This window comes from Streptomyces sp. NPDC096013 (assembly GCF_044763565.1).
In the GTDB taxonomy this organism is placed as follows: domain Bacteria; phylum Actinomycetota; class Actinomycetes; order Streptomycetales; family Streptomycetaceae; genus Streptomyces.
Genome location: NZ_JBIWGK010000004.1, coordinates 496,293 through 512,055, shown reverse-complemented (window position 1 = coordinate 512,055; position 15,763 = coordinate 496,293). Strand labels below are relative to the sequence as shown.

The following is a 15,763-nucleotide window of genomic DNA, read 5'->3' as shown; positions in this document are numbered from 1 at the left end:
GAGACCCCCAGGGGGTCGGAGAATCGCTTACGCCATGGAGGACGTCATGCAGCACTACCTGCTCAGCGTGATCACGCCGACCGACGGGCAGATGCCCTCGCCCGACGAGATGGCGGAGATCGTCCGCAAGCTGGAGATCTTCCACGACGAATTGCAGGCCGCCGGAGCCTGGGTCTTCGCCGGTGGACTGCACGGGCCGGAGACCGCGACCGTGCTGCGTCCCAAGGACGGTGACGTGCTGATCACCGACGGGCCGTACGCCGAGGGAAAGGAGTACCTGGGCGGCCTCTGTCTGATCAAGGCGGCCGATCTGGACGCGGCCCTGGAGTGGGGGAAGCGCGCGACCTGGGCCACCACACTGCCCGTCGAGGTGCGCCCCTTCATGAACACGGCCGAGGGCTGATGCCGTTCGACACCGACATCGAGGCCGTCTTCCGTGCCGAGTACGGGCGGGCGGTCTCGGTCCTGGTCCGCTTCCTCGGTGACATCGACCTCGCCGAGGAAGCGGTCCAGGACGCCTTCACCAGGGCCGTACAGAAGTGGCCGGAGACCGGAGTGCCGCCGAGCCCGGCCGGGTGGATCATCACCACCGCGCGCAACCGCGCGATCGACCGGCTGCGCCGCGAGTCCTCCCGGGAGGCGCGCCACACCGAGGCCGCGCTGCTGTACGCGTCCGACGCGCCCGCCGAGGAGGGACCCGTGCGCGACGACCGGCTCCGTCTGATCTTCACCTGCTGCCACCCCGCGCTCGCCACCCAGGCGCAGGTCGCGCTCACCCTGCGCCTTCTCGGTGGCCTCACCACCGCCCGGATCGCCGACGCCTTCCTGGTCCCGGAACCGACGATGGCCCAACGCCTCGTCCGCGCCAAGGCCAAGATCCGCGACGCGCGAATCCCGTACCGGGTGCCCCGTGACGCCGACCTCCCCGACCGGCTGAAGGGCGTCCTGGCCGTCGTCTACCTGATCTTCAACGAGGGCTACACCGGCTCGCCCGAACTCTGCGCGGAGGCCCTGCGCCTGGGCTGTCTGCTGTCCGAGCTGATGCCGGACGAGCCCGAGGTCACCGGCCTGCTCGCGCTGATGCTGCTGATCGAGTCGCGCCGGACCGCGCGGGAGGGCCCGGACGGTGAGCTGGTGCCGCTGCCCGAGCAGGACCGAGACCGCTGGGACGGTGAGCTGATCGCCGACGGCCAGTCACTCGTACGGCGGTGCCTGCGGCTGAACCACCCCGGGCCGTACCAGATCCAGGCCGCGATCAACGCCGTGCACAGCGACGCCCCGACCGCCGACGCGACCGACTGGGGGCAGATCCTTCAGCTCTACGACCAGCTGATGGCCGTGGCCCCCAGTCCGGTCGTCGCCCTCAACCGGGCCGTCGCCGTCGCCGAGGTCGACGGCCCGCGCAAGGCCCTCGACCTCGTGGACGCGCTGGACCTCGACGACTACCACGTCCTGCACGCCGTCCGCGCCGACCTGCTGCGCCGGCTCGGTCGCCACACCGAGGCCGTCGGGGCGTACGAGGCGGCCATCGCGCGCACCGGGAGCGCGGCCGAGCGCGCCTATCTGGAACGCCGGCGGCGGGAACTCGTCCGCGTGTGACAGCCGTGCGGCGGAGGGTGACCATGGCCGCACCGGAATTTTTCCCGGTGCAAGAATGGTTGCTATATACATCTGACCGTCGAGAACCACCACGTACCAGCAGCGAGGCACCGTGAACCAGTCCAGCCCCGAGCAGCCCGCCGACATCGTGACCCGGCTGCGCGCCACCTTCCGCACCGGCCGCACCAAGCCCGTCGAGTGGCGCACCGCCCAGCTGCGCCGCCTGGGCGACCTGCTCACGGAGCACGGCGACTACCTCGCCGCCGCCCTCAACGCCGACCTCGGCAAGAGCGCAGCCGAGGCCCAGCGCACCGAGATCGGCTTCACGATCCGAGAGATCGACCACACCCTCGACCACCTCGAGGAATGGCTCCGCCCCGAGTCCGCGCCGGTCCCGGCCCACCTCGGCACGGACGCCACCGCCTGGACGCAGTACGACCCGCTCGGCGTCGTCCTCGTGATCGCGCCCTGGAACTACCCGGTGCAGCTGCTGCTGACCCCGGTCGTCGGCGCGCTCGCCTCCGGTGACGCGGTGGTCCTCAAGCCCAGCGAGATGGCCCCGGCCACCTCCGCCGCCATCGCCCGGCTGGTGCCCGCCTACCTCGACACCGACGCGGTCGCCGTCGTCGAGGGCGGCATCCCCGAGACCACGGCCCTGCTCGCCGAGCGCTTCGACCACATCTTCTACACCGGCAACGGCGCCGTCGGCCGCATCGTCCTGCGCGCCGCCGCCGAGCACTTGACGCCGGTCGCCCTCGAACTCGGCGGCAAGTCACCGGCGTTCGTCGACCGCGACGCCGATCTCACCGTCGTCGCCGACCGGTTGGCGCGCGGCAAGTTCCTCAACGCCGGCCAGACCTGCGTCGCCCCCGACTACGTCCTGACCGACCCGGAGACCGCCGCCGCCCTCGAACCCCTCCTCGCGAGCGCGGTCGAGAAGGTCTACGGCGCCGACCCGCAGACCTCGGGCGAGTACGGCCGGATCGTCAACGAACGCCACTTCGACCGGCTCGCCGGACTGCTCGACTCCGGCCGCGTGGTCGTCGGCGGGCGCAGCGACCGCGGCGACAAGTACATCGCGCCGACCGTCCTCGCCGACGTCGACCCGAAGGCGCCGGTCATGGCGGAGGAGATCTTCGGCCCGATCCTGCCGATCGTCACGGTCCCCGACCTCGACGCGGCGATCGCCTTCATCACCGACCGCGACAAGCCCCTCGCCCTCTACGTCTTCACCGACTCCGACGACACCCGCGCCCGGATCGCCGCCGAGACCTCCTCCGGCGCCATCGGCTACGGTCTCCCGCTCGCCCACCTCACCGTCTCCGACCTGCCCTTCGGTGGCGTCGGCGAGAGCGGCATGGGCAACTACCACGGCCGCTACTCCATCGAGACGTTCAGCCACCGCAAGGCCCTGCTGGAGAAGCCGCTCGGCTGACCGGATCACTCATCTATCACCGGTCGCTTATATAAGCGACCGGTGATATTTTTTGCCGCATGCACGCCTTTGATGTGCTCGGAGACCCCGTGCGCCGCCGCATCCTGGAACTGCTCGCCGAGGGCGAGCAGCCCGCGGGCACGGTCAGCGACGTCGTCCGGCGCGAGTTCGGGATAACGCAGCCCGCGGTCTCCCAGCATCTGAAGGTGCTGCGGGAGAACGGATTCGCGACGGTACGGCCGGACGGCACCCGGCGCCTCTACGCCGTGGACGCCGGGCCGCTGCGCGACATCGACGCCTGGCTCGACCGGTTCCGCCGCTACTGGACCCCTCATCTGGACGCCCTGGCCACCGAGTTGGCCCGCGGCAAGCGCGAGCGCCGGCTCCGCGAGTCCGACGACCACAGCCCCGACGAGTCGAGGAGCACCCCATGATCGACGTGACCCACCAGATCAACTCCGTGAGCCGCACGGTCGGCCGACGCGCGTTCAAGGCCGGCGAGGCCCGAGTGATCACCATCGGCCAGTCCTACGACGCACTGGTCGAGGACGTCTGGGACGCCTGCACCAACCCCGAGCGCATCCCGCGCTGGTTCCTGCCGGTCACCGGCGAACTGCGGCCGGGCGGGAAGTACCAGTTGCAGGGCAACGCGGGCGGCACCGTCGAGCGCTGCGATCCCCCCAACTCCTTCTTCGCCACCTGGGAGTTCGGCGGCGAAGTCAGCTGGATCGAGCTGCGGTTGACGCCCGAGGGTGACGGCACGCGCTTCGAGTTGGAGCACATCGCCCACGTCGACGACACGAAGTGGGCCGAGTTCGGGCCCGGCGCGGTGGGCGTCGGCTGGGACTCGATCCTGCTCGGGCTGCACGGGAACGTGTCGGGCAGCGGGTCCGTGAAGCCCGAGGACGCCATGGCCTGGATGGTGTCCGAGGAGGGCCGCCGGTTCGTCACCCTGAGCAGCGAGGCGTGGTTCGCGGCGAACGTGGCGAGCGGCGAGGACGAGTCGGCGGCCCGCGAGGCGGCCGACCGGACCACGGCCGCCTACACAGGCGCCGGGAGTTGAGACGCGGAGCGGCCGAAGCGCTGACCCGGGACCGATCACCGTTGTAGCGTGCGCGCTGGACGCCACGGTGATCGGAGCCAGGGATGAGTGACGGCGGCGAGACGGTGTTGGTGACCGGCGGCAGCGGATTCGTCGGCAGCCACCTGGTCCGGCGACTGCTGGAGCGCGGCTACCGCGTGCACACCACCGTGCGCTCCCTCGGCAACGAGGCGAAGGTCGCACCCCTGCTCGCCCTGCGGGACCAACTCCCGGGCACACTGGAGCTGTTCGAGGCCGACCTGCTGGCGGACGGCTCCTTCGACGCGGCGATGGAGGGCTGCCGGGTGGTCTTCCATGTCGCCTCGCCGTTCCTGATGCCGGAGAAGATCAAGGACGGGCAGAAGGACGTCGTGGACCCCGCGCTCACCGGCACCCGGAACGTGCTCGCCGGCATCGAACGCACGCCCACGGTCGAGAAGTTGGTGTTCACCTCGACGGTCGGCGCGATCTTCGGCGACTACATCGACGTACGGAACATGAAGGACGGCATCCTCTCCGAGGACTACGTCAACACCACCAGCACGGTGGAGAACAACCCGTACCACTACGCCAAGACGGTCGCCGAGAGCGCCGCCTGGGACGCCCAGCAGGCGCAGTCCCGCTGGCGCATGGTCTCCGTCAACCCCGGCCTGATCCTGGGCCCATCCCTCACCCCGGCCTCCGACTCCGGGAGTCTCTTCCTCCTCGACGAGCTCTTCAAGGGCTACTTCTTCTACGGGGCACCCGACTTCAGCTTCACCGTCGCCGACGTACGGGACGTCGCGGACGCGCACATCGCGGCGGCGGAGAACCCCGAGGCGCACGGCCGGTACATCGTCGCGGACGCCCGGATGGCGTCCTTCCTCGACATGTCACGCGCCCTGCGGAAGCACTTCCCGCGCGCCTACCGGCTGCCCCGGCACGGTCTGCCGCACTGGCCGGTGCGCGTGCTGGGCCCGGCGTTCGGGCTCACCCAGGACTACATCCGCAAGCACCTCGGGATCAGGCTCCCCGTCGACAACCGGCGCGGCATCGAGGAACTGGGCATCACCTACCGGCCGTTGGAGGAGACACTCCTCGACCACTACCTGGCCTGGCGGGAGTTGAGGAAGGCGGGCTGACCGGCTTCGCCCTTCCCCGTTCACTCCGCCGACCGTTCACGACTCTTGACCGGTTCGGACCACAGGCGCTTGGGTGTGGCGCGATCACCTTTTCGGTGTCATGAGCCTGACCACACTCGACCGAAGGGCACCCATGAGAACCCCCCACGCCCTGCTCGCCCTCACCGCCGCGCTCGCCGCGGCCGTCGCCGCTCCACCGGCCGGAGCCGCCGACGCGGTCCCGGCCGCCGGCACCTACTACGTCCAGAGCGCCACCACCGGGCTCAACGCGGCCGACAAGGGGGGAGCGGTGGAGCAGCACAACCCCAAGGGCAACGAGGACCACCAGCAGTGGAACCTCCGAACGAGCGGAACCTCGTACGTCCTGGAGAGCGCCGACACGGCCGGCAGCTGCCTGGGCCGCTCGGGCGGCCAGGCCAGGACCGTCTCCTGCACCAGCATCGACGCCGCCTGGCAGATCACGCCCCTCGGAGGCGACGAGTACACACTCAAAGTCCCGGGCGCGGACAGCTACTTGACCGTCGGTGCCAAGCCCTCCGGCGCCAACTACCCGGCCCAGCTGGCCATCGGCTCCTCCGGCGACCTCGCCTCCTGGTACCTCACGCCGATCACCTCACCCACCAACCCGATGCCGCCCCAGGACCAACGCACCCTGGACCAGGTCACGTTCCTCACCGCGCACAACGCCTACGCCAACGGCGTCGACGGCGGGTTCGCCCCGCCCTTCGTGAACTTCTTCCCGAACCAGTCGCGCGGCATCAACCAGCAACTCTCCGACGGCGTACGGGGGTTCATGCTGGACATCCACCAGACCTCCGACGGCGCGATCCTCTGCCACGACAGCTGCACCCTGGTCAGCAGCCCGGTCGCCCTGAACGTCGACCTCCAGCGCATGGTCGACTTCCTCAGGGCACACCCCGACCAGTTCGTCACCGTCTTCCTGGAGGACTACGTCGACCCGGGCGTCCTGCGCGGTGAACTCGCCCGCGTCAACGGCCTGTACGACGTGCTGTACCGCCCCGACCAGACCGGCGTACGGCAGAACGGCTGGCCGAAGATGGCCGACCTGATCGCCGCCAACCACCGGCTGCTGATCTTCACCGACCACAGCCGCGCCTCCGACGAGTCCGCCGGACTCACCCGGGACAGCTTCGGCGTGATGTACCAGCGCGACTGGACTGTCGAGAACTACTGGTCCATGGGTTCCGGCGCCGGCTCCTCCGACTGGTCCTGCTACAGCCGTTGGTACGGCAGCGACCTCAACGTCCCGCTGACGCAGACCTATTCGGCGTTCCGCCCGCTGTTCGTCATGAACCACTTCCGTGACGCGACCATCGCCGGGACCGCCCAGACCGACAACACCAAGGTCCTCGACCGGGCCCAGCGATTCTGCCAGCCGGCCGCGCGCAAGAAGCCCACCTTCCTCGCCGTGGACCGCTACGACCTCGGCAACCCGGCCGCCGCGGTCAACTCCCTGAACAGCTACACGTATCCGTAAAGTGCGGGCGGCCGTGCGGGCGGGGTGTGCGAAACTCCGCTGATGACATCGGAGAAGATCACCGCCGCCGCCTCGGGCACCTGGACACTCGGCGACCTGCCCGTCCACCGCATCGGCTTCGGAGCGATGCGGCTGACGGGCAGCGCGGCCTTCAACTTCGGGACACCGAGCGATCGCGACCGGTCGATCGCCGTGCTGCGCAGGGCGATCGAGCTCGGTGTGAACCACATCGACACGGCAGCCTTCTACTTCTCGTCACTGCGGTCGGCCAACGAACTCATCAACTCCGCCCTCGCCCCCTACGCCGACGACCTCGTGATCGCCACCAAGGTCGGCCCCTTCCGGAACTACTCGGGGGAGTGGAGCACCTCCGCCCGCCCCGACGACCTCCGCGGCCATGTCGAGGAGAACCTGCGGCAGTTGGGGCGCGACCACCTTGATGTCGTCTATCTCCGCCGGATGGGACAGGATTCGATCGCCGAGTACTTCGGGGCGCTCGCCGAACTCCGCGAGGAGGGCCTGATCCGGCACCTCGCGATCTCCGACGTCGAGCCGCGGCACCTGGCCGAGGCGCAGGAGATCGCGCCGGTGGTGAGTGTGCAGAACCGTTTCGGGCTCGACTCGTCCAGCCCCGACGCCGACGAGATGCTGCGGATCTGCGGTGAACAGGGCATCGCCTTCGTGCCGTTCTTCGCCATCGCGGGCGAGGCCGGGCCGCAGGGCGCGACCACCGCCCACGACGAGGAGGTCCTCGCCGTCGCCGCCGCCCACGACGCCAGCCCCGCGCAGATCCGCCTCGCCTGGTCCCTCGCCCAGGGCCCGCACGTCCTCGCGATTCCCGGCACGGGCAACCCCGACCACCTCGCGGAGAACGTGGCGACGGGGGCGATCCGGCTGACCGGGGAGGAGCTGGATCGGCTCAACGCGGTGCACGGCAAGACGAGTTGAGCGGAGGCGGGGGTGTGGCGGGGCTCCTGTCCGGGGCTCAGGCCAGCCAGGTCCCGTCGCGCATGACATGACGCCGGGGCAGCTCGCGCTGCTCCCGCCAAGCCTGCACGGCTACCGGCCGTACCCGGAAGAACGAGTAGGGCGCCCGCTCCTCGCGGGGATCCCAGCCGTACTTCGCGTGGAAGGCGTCGGCAGCGGCGGCCGGGACGTCCTGCGCGGTGAAGGCGGTCGCCTCGCCGTCGATGAGCACGACGTCCCGGGTGTCCGCGAAGGCGAGCCGGGTGCGCCGCCCGTCGGTGAGATTACGGCCGGTGAGATTGCGGCCGGTGGGATTGGTGGCCCGGGTCGCCAGCCAGACGCACCGCCCGTCCCATTGGAACCACAACGGCACCAGACACGGCACCCCGTCGGCGTCCGCCGAGGCCACCCAGATGTCCAACTCCCGCTCCAGCCGGGCGAGTACGTCACGCCTGCGCTCCTCGGGGCTTCGGGGCGGCTCGGTGATCTTCATGCCGGGGACGGTACCGGGGATGTGGACGCGGCACCTCGGGCCAAGGGCGTAGGACTCTGGCCCGAGGTGCCGCGGACGTCGAGCGTTGCGGACGTCGGGGGGTGTCAGCCCAGCTGCTCGTGAAGGAACGGGATGGTGCTCGCCCAGGCGCGGGCGGCGGAGTCGGCGTCGTAGACCGGGCGGCCGTCGTTGAAGAAGGCGTGGTTGGCCGGGTAGAGGCGCAGGTCGGGGGTGATGCCGGACTGTTCCTGGATGTGCTTGGCGAGGGCGTCGAGACCGGAGACCGGGATGCTCTCGTCCAACTCGCCGTAGTGGCCCTGGATTTGTGCCTTCAGGCCGGAGAAGTCGGGCAGTTCGCCCTGGATCACGCCGTAGAACGGGACCGCGGCGCTGACGCGCGGGTCGGCCGCGGCGAGGTACAGCACGAAGCCGCCGCCCATGCAGAACCCGACCGCGCCGACCGTGTCCGAGGTGACCTCGGGCAGGGACAGCAGGTGGTCGACGGCACCGGAGAGCAGTTCGACACCGCGGGCGACCGGGAGTGCCAGCATCATGCGCAGGGCCTCGTCGCTCTCGTGCGCCACGTTGCCGCCGTAGAGGTCCGGCGCGAACGCGACGAAGCCCTCCTGGGCCAGCCGGTCGGCCACGTCGGCGATGTGGTCGGTCAGGCCCCACCATTCCTGGATGACGATCACGCCCGGCCCGCTCCCGGACGGCGGCAGCGCGAGATAACCGTGGGCGGTGCCCCCGGCGCTGGGGAAGGTGACGTTCTGGTGGGCCGGGGCTCCGGTCGACTTCGGCAGCTCGGAGGACATGGGGGCTCAACTCCTGTACGGCGATATGTGGTGGGGCATGGTCGGGCCGGGGCCCGATCCGATCTCCAGCGTGTCATGGCCGGGTGCGGCGGGTTGGAGGGGGCGGTTGTTTTGGCGCGGGCGGGTCAACTGGCGTGCGTCGGCTGTTCGGTGTGGGCCGGCCGCCCGGCGAGGACCGGTCGTGACGACACGGGTCGATCATCCGGCGCGGAGCCGCTGCCCAGCGCGAGTTGCTGAGCTGGTGTTGGTCGGGGACCAGTGCGGGTCGGCTGTATGGCGCGGGCCCGTTGCTTGGCACGCGTAGGTGAACTGGCGTTGCTCGGGGACTGGTGCGGGTGGACCGTCTGGTGAGAACCCGCTGTGTGGTGCGGCTCGATCATGGTCTGTGGGGCGGCTGTGCGGCGTGGGCCGACGGTCCCGTGAGGACCGGCGGTTCGGCGCGGGGCGGTCAACTGGCTTGCGGTTGTTGTCTGGTGCGGGGCTGACGTCTGGTGCGGGCGGCTGTCGGGTGCGGGCCTGTCATGCGGTGCGGGTCGGTTGTCTGGTGCGGGGCCGATGTCTGGTGGGGGTCGGCTGAGTGGCGCGGGGCCGACGTCTGGTCAGGGTCGGCTGTGTGGCGCGGGAGGGACATCCGCTGTGAGTCGGTTGTCTGGTGCGGGGTTCGACGTCTGGTAGGGGTCGGCTATGTGGCGCGGGGCCCGACGTCCGGTGCGGGGTTCGATGTCCGGTGGGGGTCGGCTGCCCGGCTCAGGCCCGTCATCCGGTTCTGGTCGGCTGTTCGGTGCGGGTCGGTGGTCGGGTCGGTTCGTCGCTCATGCGGACCACCCGGCCTGCGGCCACCTTTTGGAGGAGGCCGTACGCCAGTACCGGGAGGAGGATGTGGGGGCGGTCGGGGAGGGTCGTCGTGATCAGTACCGCGCTGGCGCTGCTGTTGTTCATGCCGCAGGCCAGGGTCACGGAGGCGCCGGCGCGGGCGTCGAGGCGGAGGGCCCGCGCGGCGACCCGGCCCAGCGTGAAGGACAGTCCGCACACTGTCGCGGCGACGCCGAGCGCGGCCAGCAGGAGGGCCGGGCGCGGGTGGCGGAGGAAGGGGCCCAGCACCCCGCTGGCGTTGACGTATGTCAGCAGGAGGGATGCGGGGAGCGCGGCGGATACGGCGACGCTCAGGAGGCCGCTCAGCACGCGCTGCGGAAGTGCGAGTCGGCACAGGATGCCCGCCGCGCAGGGCAGGACGACCGACGTGAGGGCGAAGGCGTTTCCGGCCGAGTGGGCGGCGACGGCGAGTCTGCCCGCGTAGTCGCCCTGGAGGAGGGGGCAGAGGACGGCCAGGGTGAGCGGGACGGTGAGCGGGCTGACGAGAGTCGAGGCGAGGACCAGGCCCACCGCCGTGGGCTGGTCGCCGTCGCCCTTCGCGGTCCAGACCGTCGCCCCGGCCGCCACCGGCATCGCGACGACGAGGATCATCGCGGCGATCATGCCGCTGCCGCCGTCGTGGTCCGGCGACAGTCGCAGCGCGAGGGCGACCCCGGGGACGATCAGCAGCGGCACCAGAATGTGCAGCGCGAGGCCCGCGAGCAGGGCCGCGGGGCGTCGTACCAGCAACCGCAGTTCACGCAGGGGCACCTGGAGGCCGGCGCCGAAGAGGACCAGGGCCAGGAGTAACTGGGGTGTGCGCAGCGACAGGTCGCCGATGCCCGTCGCGTGCGGGTGGCGGAGCCACAGGCCGGGGGCAGGCAGCACCGCCGCGGCGACGTACGTCACGGCGACGGCTCGGCCCAGGTGGCGGCGGAGCAGGGTGAGCATGCGGGGTACGGGGAGAATCCTGGCGGGCCTGGGACACATCGTGGCGCTCTTCCGTCGTGGGAACTGGGCGGAGACGGAGCGCCGGTATCGCGTGCGGACTCGTCGACGCGCGCGTGGGAATGAGTGTGCGAAGCCCTGCGGTCATCGTCGACGGTGCCTTCCATAATGGGCGGGCGGGAATGGACACAAGGGCGCTGCGACGAGACGGCGCCCGAGTGACTACAATTCTGTAGACGGTCTACTGAACTGTAGACGAGGACGGGGTGAGGATCGTTCCCATGGCCGACGCGAAGGATGAACGCCGACCGGCGGGTGAGCTGGAGGCCAGCGTCATGGCCGCCCTCTGGGCAGCCGGTGCCCCGCAGACGCCCGGGGAGGTACAGCTGAACCTCGACACGGGCCTGGCCCGCACCACGGTGACGACGATCCTGACTCGGCTGCACGACAAGGGTGTGGTCGAGCGGCGGCGCCAGGGGCGGGGGTACGCCTACTTTCCGGTGCAGGACGCGCAGGGGCTCACCGCACGCCGTATGCACACGGAACTCGACCGGGACGGCGACCGGGAGACGGTGCTGGCCCGGTTCGTCGCGCAGTTGAGTCCCGACGACGAGCGCGTGCTGCGGGACCTGCTGGAGTCCGGGGAGGCGTGACCGCCTGCTGACGCCCTGTCGTCGGGCGTGACGGCCCGCTGACGCCCGACCGTCCCCGTGCCAGGGGGAAGGCGGCGCGCGCCATGCGGGTGTGCAGCCCTCACCCCACGTATCCACTGGCTCCCCAACCTCGCGCAGCCTTCCGCCCCTCCCGAACCCCCTGTGAATCCGACTGGCGCCCACCGGGTTTTACGTATAACCTCACCCGTCAATCCCCTCGCCCGGAACCCGCACGGAGCCCCCCGATGAGCCGTATCGCCCTGGTCACCCTCGTCGTCGACGACTACGACGAGGCGATCCGTTTCTACGTCGACGCTCTCGGCTTCCGGCTCGTCGAGGACGAGGCGCGTGACGGCGGGGGGCGGTGGGTCGTCGTCGTGCCGCCCGGTGCGGACGAGGGCGGTACCGGGCTGCTGCTCGCCCGCGCCAAGGGCGAGGGCCAGAGCGCCCGGGTCGGCGACCAGACCGGTGGCCGGGTGGGGTTCTTCCTGCACACCGACGACTTCGCCCGCGACCACGCCCGGATGCTCGCCGCCGGCGTGACCTTCCTGGAGGAGCCGCGGCACGAGCCGTACGGTTCCGTCGCCGTGTTCCAGGATCTGTACGGCAACCGCTGGGACCTGCTCCAGCCCGCCGCCTGAGCCTCCGTACCCGCCGACCTCCGCTCACCGAACGACGACCGAGGAACCCCCGCACATGTCATCTACGCGCATAGACACCGACACCCTCCGCCGGCTCCCCAAGGCCGTGCTGCACGACCACCTCGACGGCGGCCTGCGTCCCGCCACCGTGGTGGAGCTCGCGGCGGCGGTCGGGCACACGCTGCCCACCACCGACCCGGACGAGCTGGCCGCCTGGTACTTCGACGCGGCCAACTCCGGTGACCTGGTGCGCTACATCGCCACCTTCGAGCACACCCTCGCCGTGATGCAGAACCGCGAGGGCCTGCTGCGCACCGCCGAGGAGTACGTCCTCGACCTGGCCGCCGACGGTGTCGTCTACGGCGAGGTGCGCTACGCCCCCGAGCTGAACACCAACGGCGGCCTCACGCTCGCCGAGGTCGTCGAGACCGTGCAGGAGGGGCTCGCGGCCGGCATGGCCAAGGCCGCCGCCGCGGGCACCCCGGTGCAGGTGCGGACGCTGCTGTGCGGGATGCGGATGTTCGACCGGGTCGCCGAGGCGGCCGACCTCGCGGTGGCGTTCCGGGACGCCGGTGTCGTCGGCTTCGACATCGCCGGTGCCGAGGACGGGTTCCCGCCCGCCGACCATCTCGCCGCGTTCGAGCACCTGCGCCGCGAGAGTGTCCCGTTCACGATCCACGCCGGTGAGGCGCACGGCCTGCCCAGCATCCATCAGGCACTTCAGGTGTGCGGCGCCCAGCGCATCGGCCACGGCGTCCGCATCACCGAGGACATCGTCGACGGCAAGCTCGGCCGCCTGGCCGGCTGGGTCCGGGACCGCCGGATCGCGCTGGAGATGTGCCCGACCTCCAACCTCCAGACGGGCGCGGCCACTTCGATCGCCGAGCACCCCATCACCGCCCTGAAGGACCTCGGCTTCCGCGTCACCCTCAACACCGACAACCGACTGGTGTCCGGTACGACGATGACGCGCGAGATGTCCCTGCTGGTCGAGGAGGCGGGCTGGACGATCGAGGACCTGCGCACGGTCACGGTGAACGCCCTCAAGAGCGCGTTCATCCCGTACGACGAGCGCAAGGCCCTCATCGAGGACGTCGTCCTGCCGGGTTACGCCTCCGCGCTCTGAAGCAGCCCGCGCACATACGCGGCCTGTCCGACGTGCTGGAGATCGTCGGACAGGACGCTGACCAGCCGGACGCCCAGTGTGACCGGCGGGTCCCAGCGCTCGTCCACGATCCGGTCGTAGTCCTTCGCCGTCAGCCCGCGCAGGTACGCCAGCGTCTGGTCGTGCACGGCGTCGTAGTACCCGGTGAGCTGCCCGGCCGACTCGACCCGCACCTTGGCGACCTTCGCGGCGGTGTGGCCGTACCCGGTGTCCTTGGCAGGCAGGTCGAGGCCGAAGCGCTTCTCCCAGCCCTGGGCCAGCCACACCTGGTCGAGTCCCGAGGCCTCGCCGACATGGTCGTCCTGGACCCGGGTGAGATGCCAGACCAGCCAGGCGATGGAGTTGGCGTCGGCGGCGGGGCGGGCGTGCAGTTGGTCGGGGGTGAGGCCGTCGACCGCGGCGTGGACTTCTTCCTGGATGCGGCCGTACGCGTCAATGAGGATGTCGTTGGCATGCATGCGACCACCATCGCGCATCGCCGTCCGTCATGCGGCCGGGGTGTCCGTTTCCAGGATCGTCATCAGGGCCCGGGCCGCCGGACTGGTCGCCTGCGGAGGCGGCAGCAGCGCCACCGTCTCGTAGACCTCCTCGCCGGTGCCCTTGAGGGGGAGCGCGGTGAGGGGCTCGCGCTTGTGGCGGAAGTGCTGGGGGACCACCGCGATGCCGAGGTTCTCGTCGATCAGGTCGAGCAGGCTGTGGACGTCGTTGACCTCCAGCGCGACCGTCCGCCGTACGCCCGCCGCGGCGAACACGGCGTCGGTGGTGCGGCGGGAGGCCCAGTCCGGGTGGAAGTCGACGAAGACCTCGCCGCCGAGGTCGTCCGGGGTCACCGCCGCACCGGTCTCCGCGAGCCGGTGGCTGGGATGGCACAACACGGTCATCGGCTCGCTGGTGAGAGACACCGAGCGCAGCTGGTCGGAGTCCGCCTGGGTGCGGTAGGCGAACGCCAGGTCGAGGCGTCCGGCCGCGACCTCCTCCGCCAGCGCGCCGGAACCCGCCTGCCGCAGCCGGATCTCCACATCGGGGTGACGGCGCCGGAACGCGGCCAGCAGCCCCGCCACATGCACCCCGGCGATGCACTGCTCGGTGCCCAGCGACAGTGTGCCGCGCAGCACGCCCTGCACCGCGGCCACCGCCTCGTGCGCCGAGCGCACCTGGGCCAGGATGCGTTCCGCCTCGCCGAGCAGCGCCCGCCCGGCCTCCGTGAGCGTGACCCGGCGGGTGGTGCGCACGAACAGCGGGGTCTGCAACTCCCGTTCCAGCGCGCGGATCGAGGCCGAGAGCCCGGACTGGGACACCATCAGCCGCTCGGCCGCACGGGTGAAGTGCTGGTCCTCGGCGACGGCGATGAAATGCTGGAGATGACGCAGTTCCATGATTGAGAAGCGTAACCGCTGAATTCCATCGGATTCTTCTGTTGGACCACTGTCCGCAGGTCACGACAGAGTGGGCGGTGGTTCCCTGGAACCGGTATCCCGTGTGCCAACCCCTCTGGAGTCGCGTTGTACACCGCACACCCCGACCGCTACGCGGACCTGCCCTACCGGCGCACCGGACGCAGCGGTCTGAAGCTGCCCGCGATCTCGCTCGGCCTGTGGCACAACTTCGGGCCCGACCGCCCGGTCGACACCCAGCGCGCCATCCTGCGCCGCGCCTTCGACCTCGGCGTCACCCACTTCGACCTCGCCAACAACTACGGCCCTCCCCCCGGCGCCGCCGAGTCCGCCCTCGGCGAGGCGCTGAAGGCGGACTTCGGGTCGTACCGCGACGAGCTGGTGATCTCCACCAAGGCCGGCTATCTGATGTGGCCCGGCCCGTACGGCGAGTGGGGTTCGCGCAAGTACGTGCTGTCCTCGCTGGACCAGAGCCTCAGCCGCATGGGCCTGGACTACGTCGACATCTTCTACTCGCACCGCCCCGACCCGGAGACTCCCCTGGAGGAGACGATGGGCGCCCTGCACTCGGCGGTCCAGCAGGGCAAGGCGCTCTACGTCGGCATCTCCAACTACTCGGCGGAGCAGACCCGGGAGGCCGCCCGCATCCTCGGCGAGCTGGGCACCCCGCTCCTCATCCACCAGCCGCGCTACTCGATGCTCGACCGGCGCCCCGAGGACGAGGGCCTGCTCGACGCCCTGGACGAGCTGAAGGTCGGCTCCATCGTCTTCTCCCCGCTGGAGCAGGGGCTGCTCAGCTCCCGCTACCTCGACGGCATCCCGGAGGGTTCCCGGGCGGCGAGCGACAGCCCGTTCCTGAACTCGGACGCCGTAACCGAGGACCTGGTCGGCCAACTGCGCGCCCTGAACGACATCGCCAAGGGACGCGGCCAGACCCTCGCCCAGCTCGCCCTCGCCTGGGTGCTGCGCGGCGGCCGGGTCACCTCCGCGCTGGTCGGCGCGAGCAGCGCGCAGCAGATCGAGGACAGCGTCGCGGCCACCCGCAACCTGGACTTCGACGCCGACGAGCTGGCCCGCATCGACGCGATCATCAAGCCGTAGG

16 protein-coding genes and 1 pseudogene are annotated in these 15,763 nt (G+C 70.8%); 12 read left to right on the top strand and 5 right to left on the bottom strand.

Annotated elements, in window-relative coordinates; all coding sequences use genetic code 11:
- The first annotated feature begins 46 nt into the window (after window positions 1-46).
- From ACIRB1_RS17045 to ACIRB1_RS17010, 8 genes and pseudogenes are all read left to right on the top strand, one after another.
- A complete protein-coding gene (locus tag ACIRB1_RS17045; protein ID WP_352185692.1) occupies window positions 47-403 on the top strand; it encodes a YciI family protein in 357 nt (118 codons plus the stop codon).
- On the top strand, window positions 403-1,599 hold the full coding sequence (locus tag ACIRB1_RS17040; protein ID WP_352185693.1) for an RNA polymerase sigma factor: 1,197 nt from the start codon (window positions 403-405) through the stop codon (window positions 1,597-1,599). The genes ACIRB1_RS17045 and ACIRB1_RS17040 overlap by 1 nt, the downstream gene beginning before the upstream one ends.
- A 103-nt stretch (window positions 1,600-1,702) precedes the next feature.
- A pseudogene (locus ACIRB1_RS17035) lies at window positions 1,703-3,034 on the top strand (aldehyde dehydrogenase family protein); the annotation flags it as partial.
- A gap of 59 nt (window positions 3,035-3,093) precedes the next feature.
- Entirely contained in the window at window positions 3,094-3,468 is a 375-nt protein-coding gene (locus ACIRB1_RS17030; protein ID WP_352185694.1) for a metalloregulator ArsR/SmtB family transcription factor, read from the top strand.
- Window positions 3,465-4,097, top strand: coding sequence for an SRPBCC family protein (locus tag ACIRB1_RS17025; RefSeq protein ID WP_352185695.1), 633 nt, complete (start codon window positions 3,465-3,467; stop codon window positions 4,095-4,097). Before ACIRB1_RS17030 ends, ACIRB1_RS17025 begins: the two co-directional genes overlap by 4 nt.
- An 83-nt stretch (window positions 4,098-4,180) precedes the next feature.
- On the top strand, window positions 4,181-5,236 hold the full coding sequence (locus tag ACIRB1_RS17020; RefSeq protein ID WP_403466064.1) for an NAD-dependent epimerase/dehydratase family protein: 1,056 nt from the start codon (window positions 4,181-4,183) through the stop codon (window positions 5,234-5,236).
- 133 nt (window positions 5,237-5,369) lie between these two features.
- Window positions 5,370-6,734: a phospholipase gene (locus ACIRB1_RS17015; RefSeq protein ID WP_352185697.1), complete on the top strand. Its 1,365-nt coding sequence runs from the start codon at window positions 5,370-5,372 to the stop codon at window positions 6,732-6,734.
- 42 nt (window positions 6,735-6,776) lie between these two features.
- Window positions 6,777-7,682, top strand: coding sequence for an aldo/keto reductase (locus tag ACIRB1_RS17010; RefSeq protein WP_352185698.1), 906 nt, complete (start codon window positions 6,777-6,779; stop codon window positions 7,680-7,682).
- A gap of 37 nt (window positions 7,683-7,719) precedes the next feature.
- Here ACIRB1_RS17010 and ACIRB1_RS17005 read toward each other — a convergent pair whose 3' ends face one another.
- From ACIRB1_RS17005 to ACIRB1_RS16995, 3 genes are all read right to left on the bottom strand, one after another.
- The gene (locus tag ACIRB1_RS17005; RefSeq protein ID WP_352185699.1) at window positions 7,720-8,193 is read right to left on the bottom strand and encodes a pyridoxamine 5'-phosphate oxidase family protein; all 474 of its coding nucleotides are present in this window, start codon (window positions 8,191-8,193) and stop codon (window positions 7,720-7,722) included.
- A 104-nt stretch (window positions 8,194-8,297) separates the two neighbouring features.
- Window positions 8,298-9,008, bottom strand: coding sequence for a dienelactone hydrolase family protein (locus tag ACIRB1_RS17000; RefSeq protein ID WP_403466063.1), 711 nt, complete (start codon window positions 9,006-9,008; stop codon window positions 8,298-8,300).
- Between the two features lie 756 nt (window positions 9,009-9,764).
- Window positions 9,765-10,850, bottom strand: coding sequence for a sodium-dependent transporter (locus tag ACIRB1_RS16995; protein WP_403466062.1), 1,086 nt, complete (start codon window positions 10,848-10,850; stop codon window positions 9,765-9,767).
- A gap of 239 nt (window positions 10,851-11,089) precedes the next feature.
- Here ACIRB1_RS16995 and ACIRB1_RS16990 point away from each other — a divergent pair, with 239 nt between their 5' ends.
- The 3 genes from ACIRB1_RS16990 (at window position 11,090) to ACIRB1_RS16980 (ending at window position 13,228) form a co-directional block, all read left to right on the top strand.
- On the top strand, window positions 11,090-11,461 hold the full coding sequence (locus ACIRB1_RS16990; protein WP_352185702.1) for a BlaI/MecI/CopY family transcriptional regulator: 372 nt from the start codon (window positions 11,090-11,092) through the stop codon (window positions 11,459-11,461).
- A gap of 245 nt (window positions 11,462-11,706) precedes the next feature.
- A complete protein-coding gene (locus tag ACIRB1_RS16985) occupies window positions 11,707-12,102 on the top strand; it encodes a VOC family protein (RefSeq protein WP_352185703.1) in 396 nt (131 codons plus the stop codon).
- A gap of 55 nt (window positions 12,103-12,157) precedes the next feature.
- Complete coding sequence (locus ACIRB1_RS16980; protein WP_403466061.1) at window positions 12,158-13,228, top strand: adenosine deaminase; 1,071 nt, start codon at window positions 12,158-12,160, stop codon at window positions 13,226-13,228.
- On the opposite strand, the gene ACIRB1_RS16975 is transcribed toward ACIRB1_RS16980, so the two are convergent.
- A complete protein-coding gene (locus ACIRB1_RS16975; RefSeq protein WP_352185705.1) occupies window positions 13,210-13,725 on the bottom strand; it encodes a DinB family protein in 516 nt (171 codons plus the stop codon). The two genes, ACIRB1_RS16980 and ACIRB1_RS16975, sit on opposite strands and share 19 nt — an antisense overlap.
- Before the next feature lie 27 nt (window positions 13,726-13,752).
- The gene (locus ACIRB1_RS16970; RefSeq protein WP_352185706.1) at window positions 13,753-14,643 is read right to left on the bottom strand and encodes a LysR substrate-binding domain-containing protein; all 891 of its coding nucleotides are present in this window, start codon (window positions 14,641-14,643) and stop codon (window positions 13,753-13,755) included.
- A gap of 126 nt (window positions 14,644-14,769) precedes the next feature.
- Here ACIRB1_RS16970 and mgrA point away from each other — a divergent pair, with 126 nt between their 5' ends.
- Complete coding sequence (gene mgrA, locus ACIRB1_RS16965) at window positions 14,770-15,762, top strand: L-glyceraldehyde 3-phosphate reductase (RefSeq protein ID WP_352185707.1); 993 nt, start codon at window positions 14,770-14,772, stop codon at window positions 15,760-15,762.
- Window position 15,763 lies beyond the last annotated feature (1 nt).

Bases quoted from the DNA above. Each gene is read 5' to 3' on its own strand.
- ACIRB1_RS17045 (WP_352185692.1), top strand. From the start codon at position 47: ATGCAGCACTACCTGCTCAGCGTGATCACGCCGACCGACGGGCAGATG.
- ACIRB1_RS17040 (WP_352185693.1), top strand. From the start codon at position 403: ATGCCGTTCGACACCGACATCGAGGCCGTCTTCCGTGCCGAGTACGGG.
- ACIRB1_RS17030 (WP_352185694.1), top strand. From the start codon at position 3,094: ATGCACGCCTTTGATGTGCTCGGAGACCCCGTGCGCCGCCGCATCCTG.
- ACIRB1_RS17025 (WP_352185695.1), top strand. From the start codon at position 3,465: ATGATCGACGTGACCCACCAGATCAACTCCGTGAGCCGCACGGTCGGC.
- ACIRB1_RS17020 (WP_403466064.1), top strand. From the start codon at position 4,181: ATGAGTGACGGCGGCGAGACGGTGTTGGTGACCGGCGGCAGCGGATTC.
- ACIRB1_RS17015 (WP_352185697.1), top strand. From the start codon at position 5,370: ATGAGAACCCCCCACGCCCTGCTCGCCCTCACCGCCGCGCTCGCCGCG.
- ACIRB1_RS17010 (WP_352185698.1), top strand. From the start codon at position 6,777: ATGACATCGGAGAAGATCACCGCCGCCGCCTCGGGCACCTGGACACTC.
- ACIRB1_RS17005 (WP_352185699.1), bottom strand. From the start codon at position 8,193: ATGAAGATCACCGAGCCGCCCCGAAGCCCCGAGGAGCGCAGGCGTGAC.
- ACIRB1_RS17000 (WP_403466063.1), bottom strand. From the start codon at position 9,008: ATGTCCTCCGAGCTGCCGAAGTCGACCGGAGCCCCGGCCCACCAGAAC.
- ACIRB1_RS16995 (WP_403466062.1), bottom strand. From the start codon at position 10,850: ATGTGTCCCAGGCCCGCCAGGATTCTCCCCGTACCCCGCATGCTCACC.
- ACIRB1_RS16990 (WP_352185702.1), top strand. From the start codon at position 11,090: ATGGCCGACGCGAAGGATGAACGCCGACCGGCGGGTGAGCTGGAGGCC.
- ACIRB1_RS16985 (WP_352185703.1), top strand. From the start codon at position 11,707: ATGAGCCGTATCGCCCTGGTCACCCTCGTCGTCGACGACTACGACGAG.
- ACIRB1_RS16980 (WP_403466061.1), top strand. From the start codon at position 12,158: ATGTCATCTACGCGCATAGACACCGACACCCTCCGCCGGCTCCCCAAG.
- ACIRB1_RS16975 (WP_352185705.1), bottom strand. From the start codon at position 13,725: ATGCATGCCAACGACATCCTCATTGACGCGTACGGCCGCATCCAGGAA.
- ACIRB1_RS16970 (WP_352185706.1), bottom strand. From the start codon at position 14,643: ATGGAACTGCGTCATCTCCAGCATTTCATCGCCGTCGCCGAGGACCAG.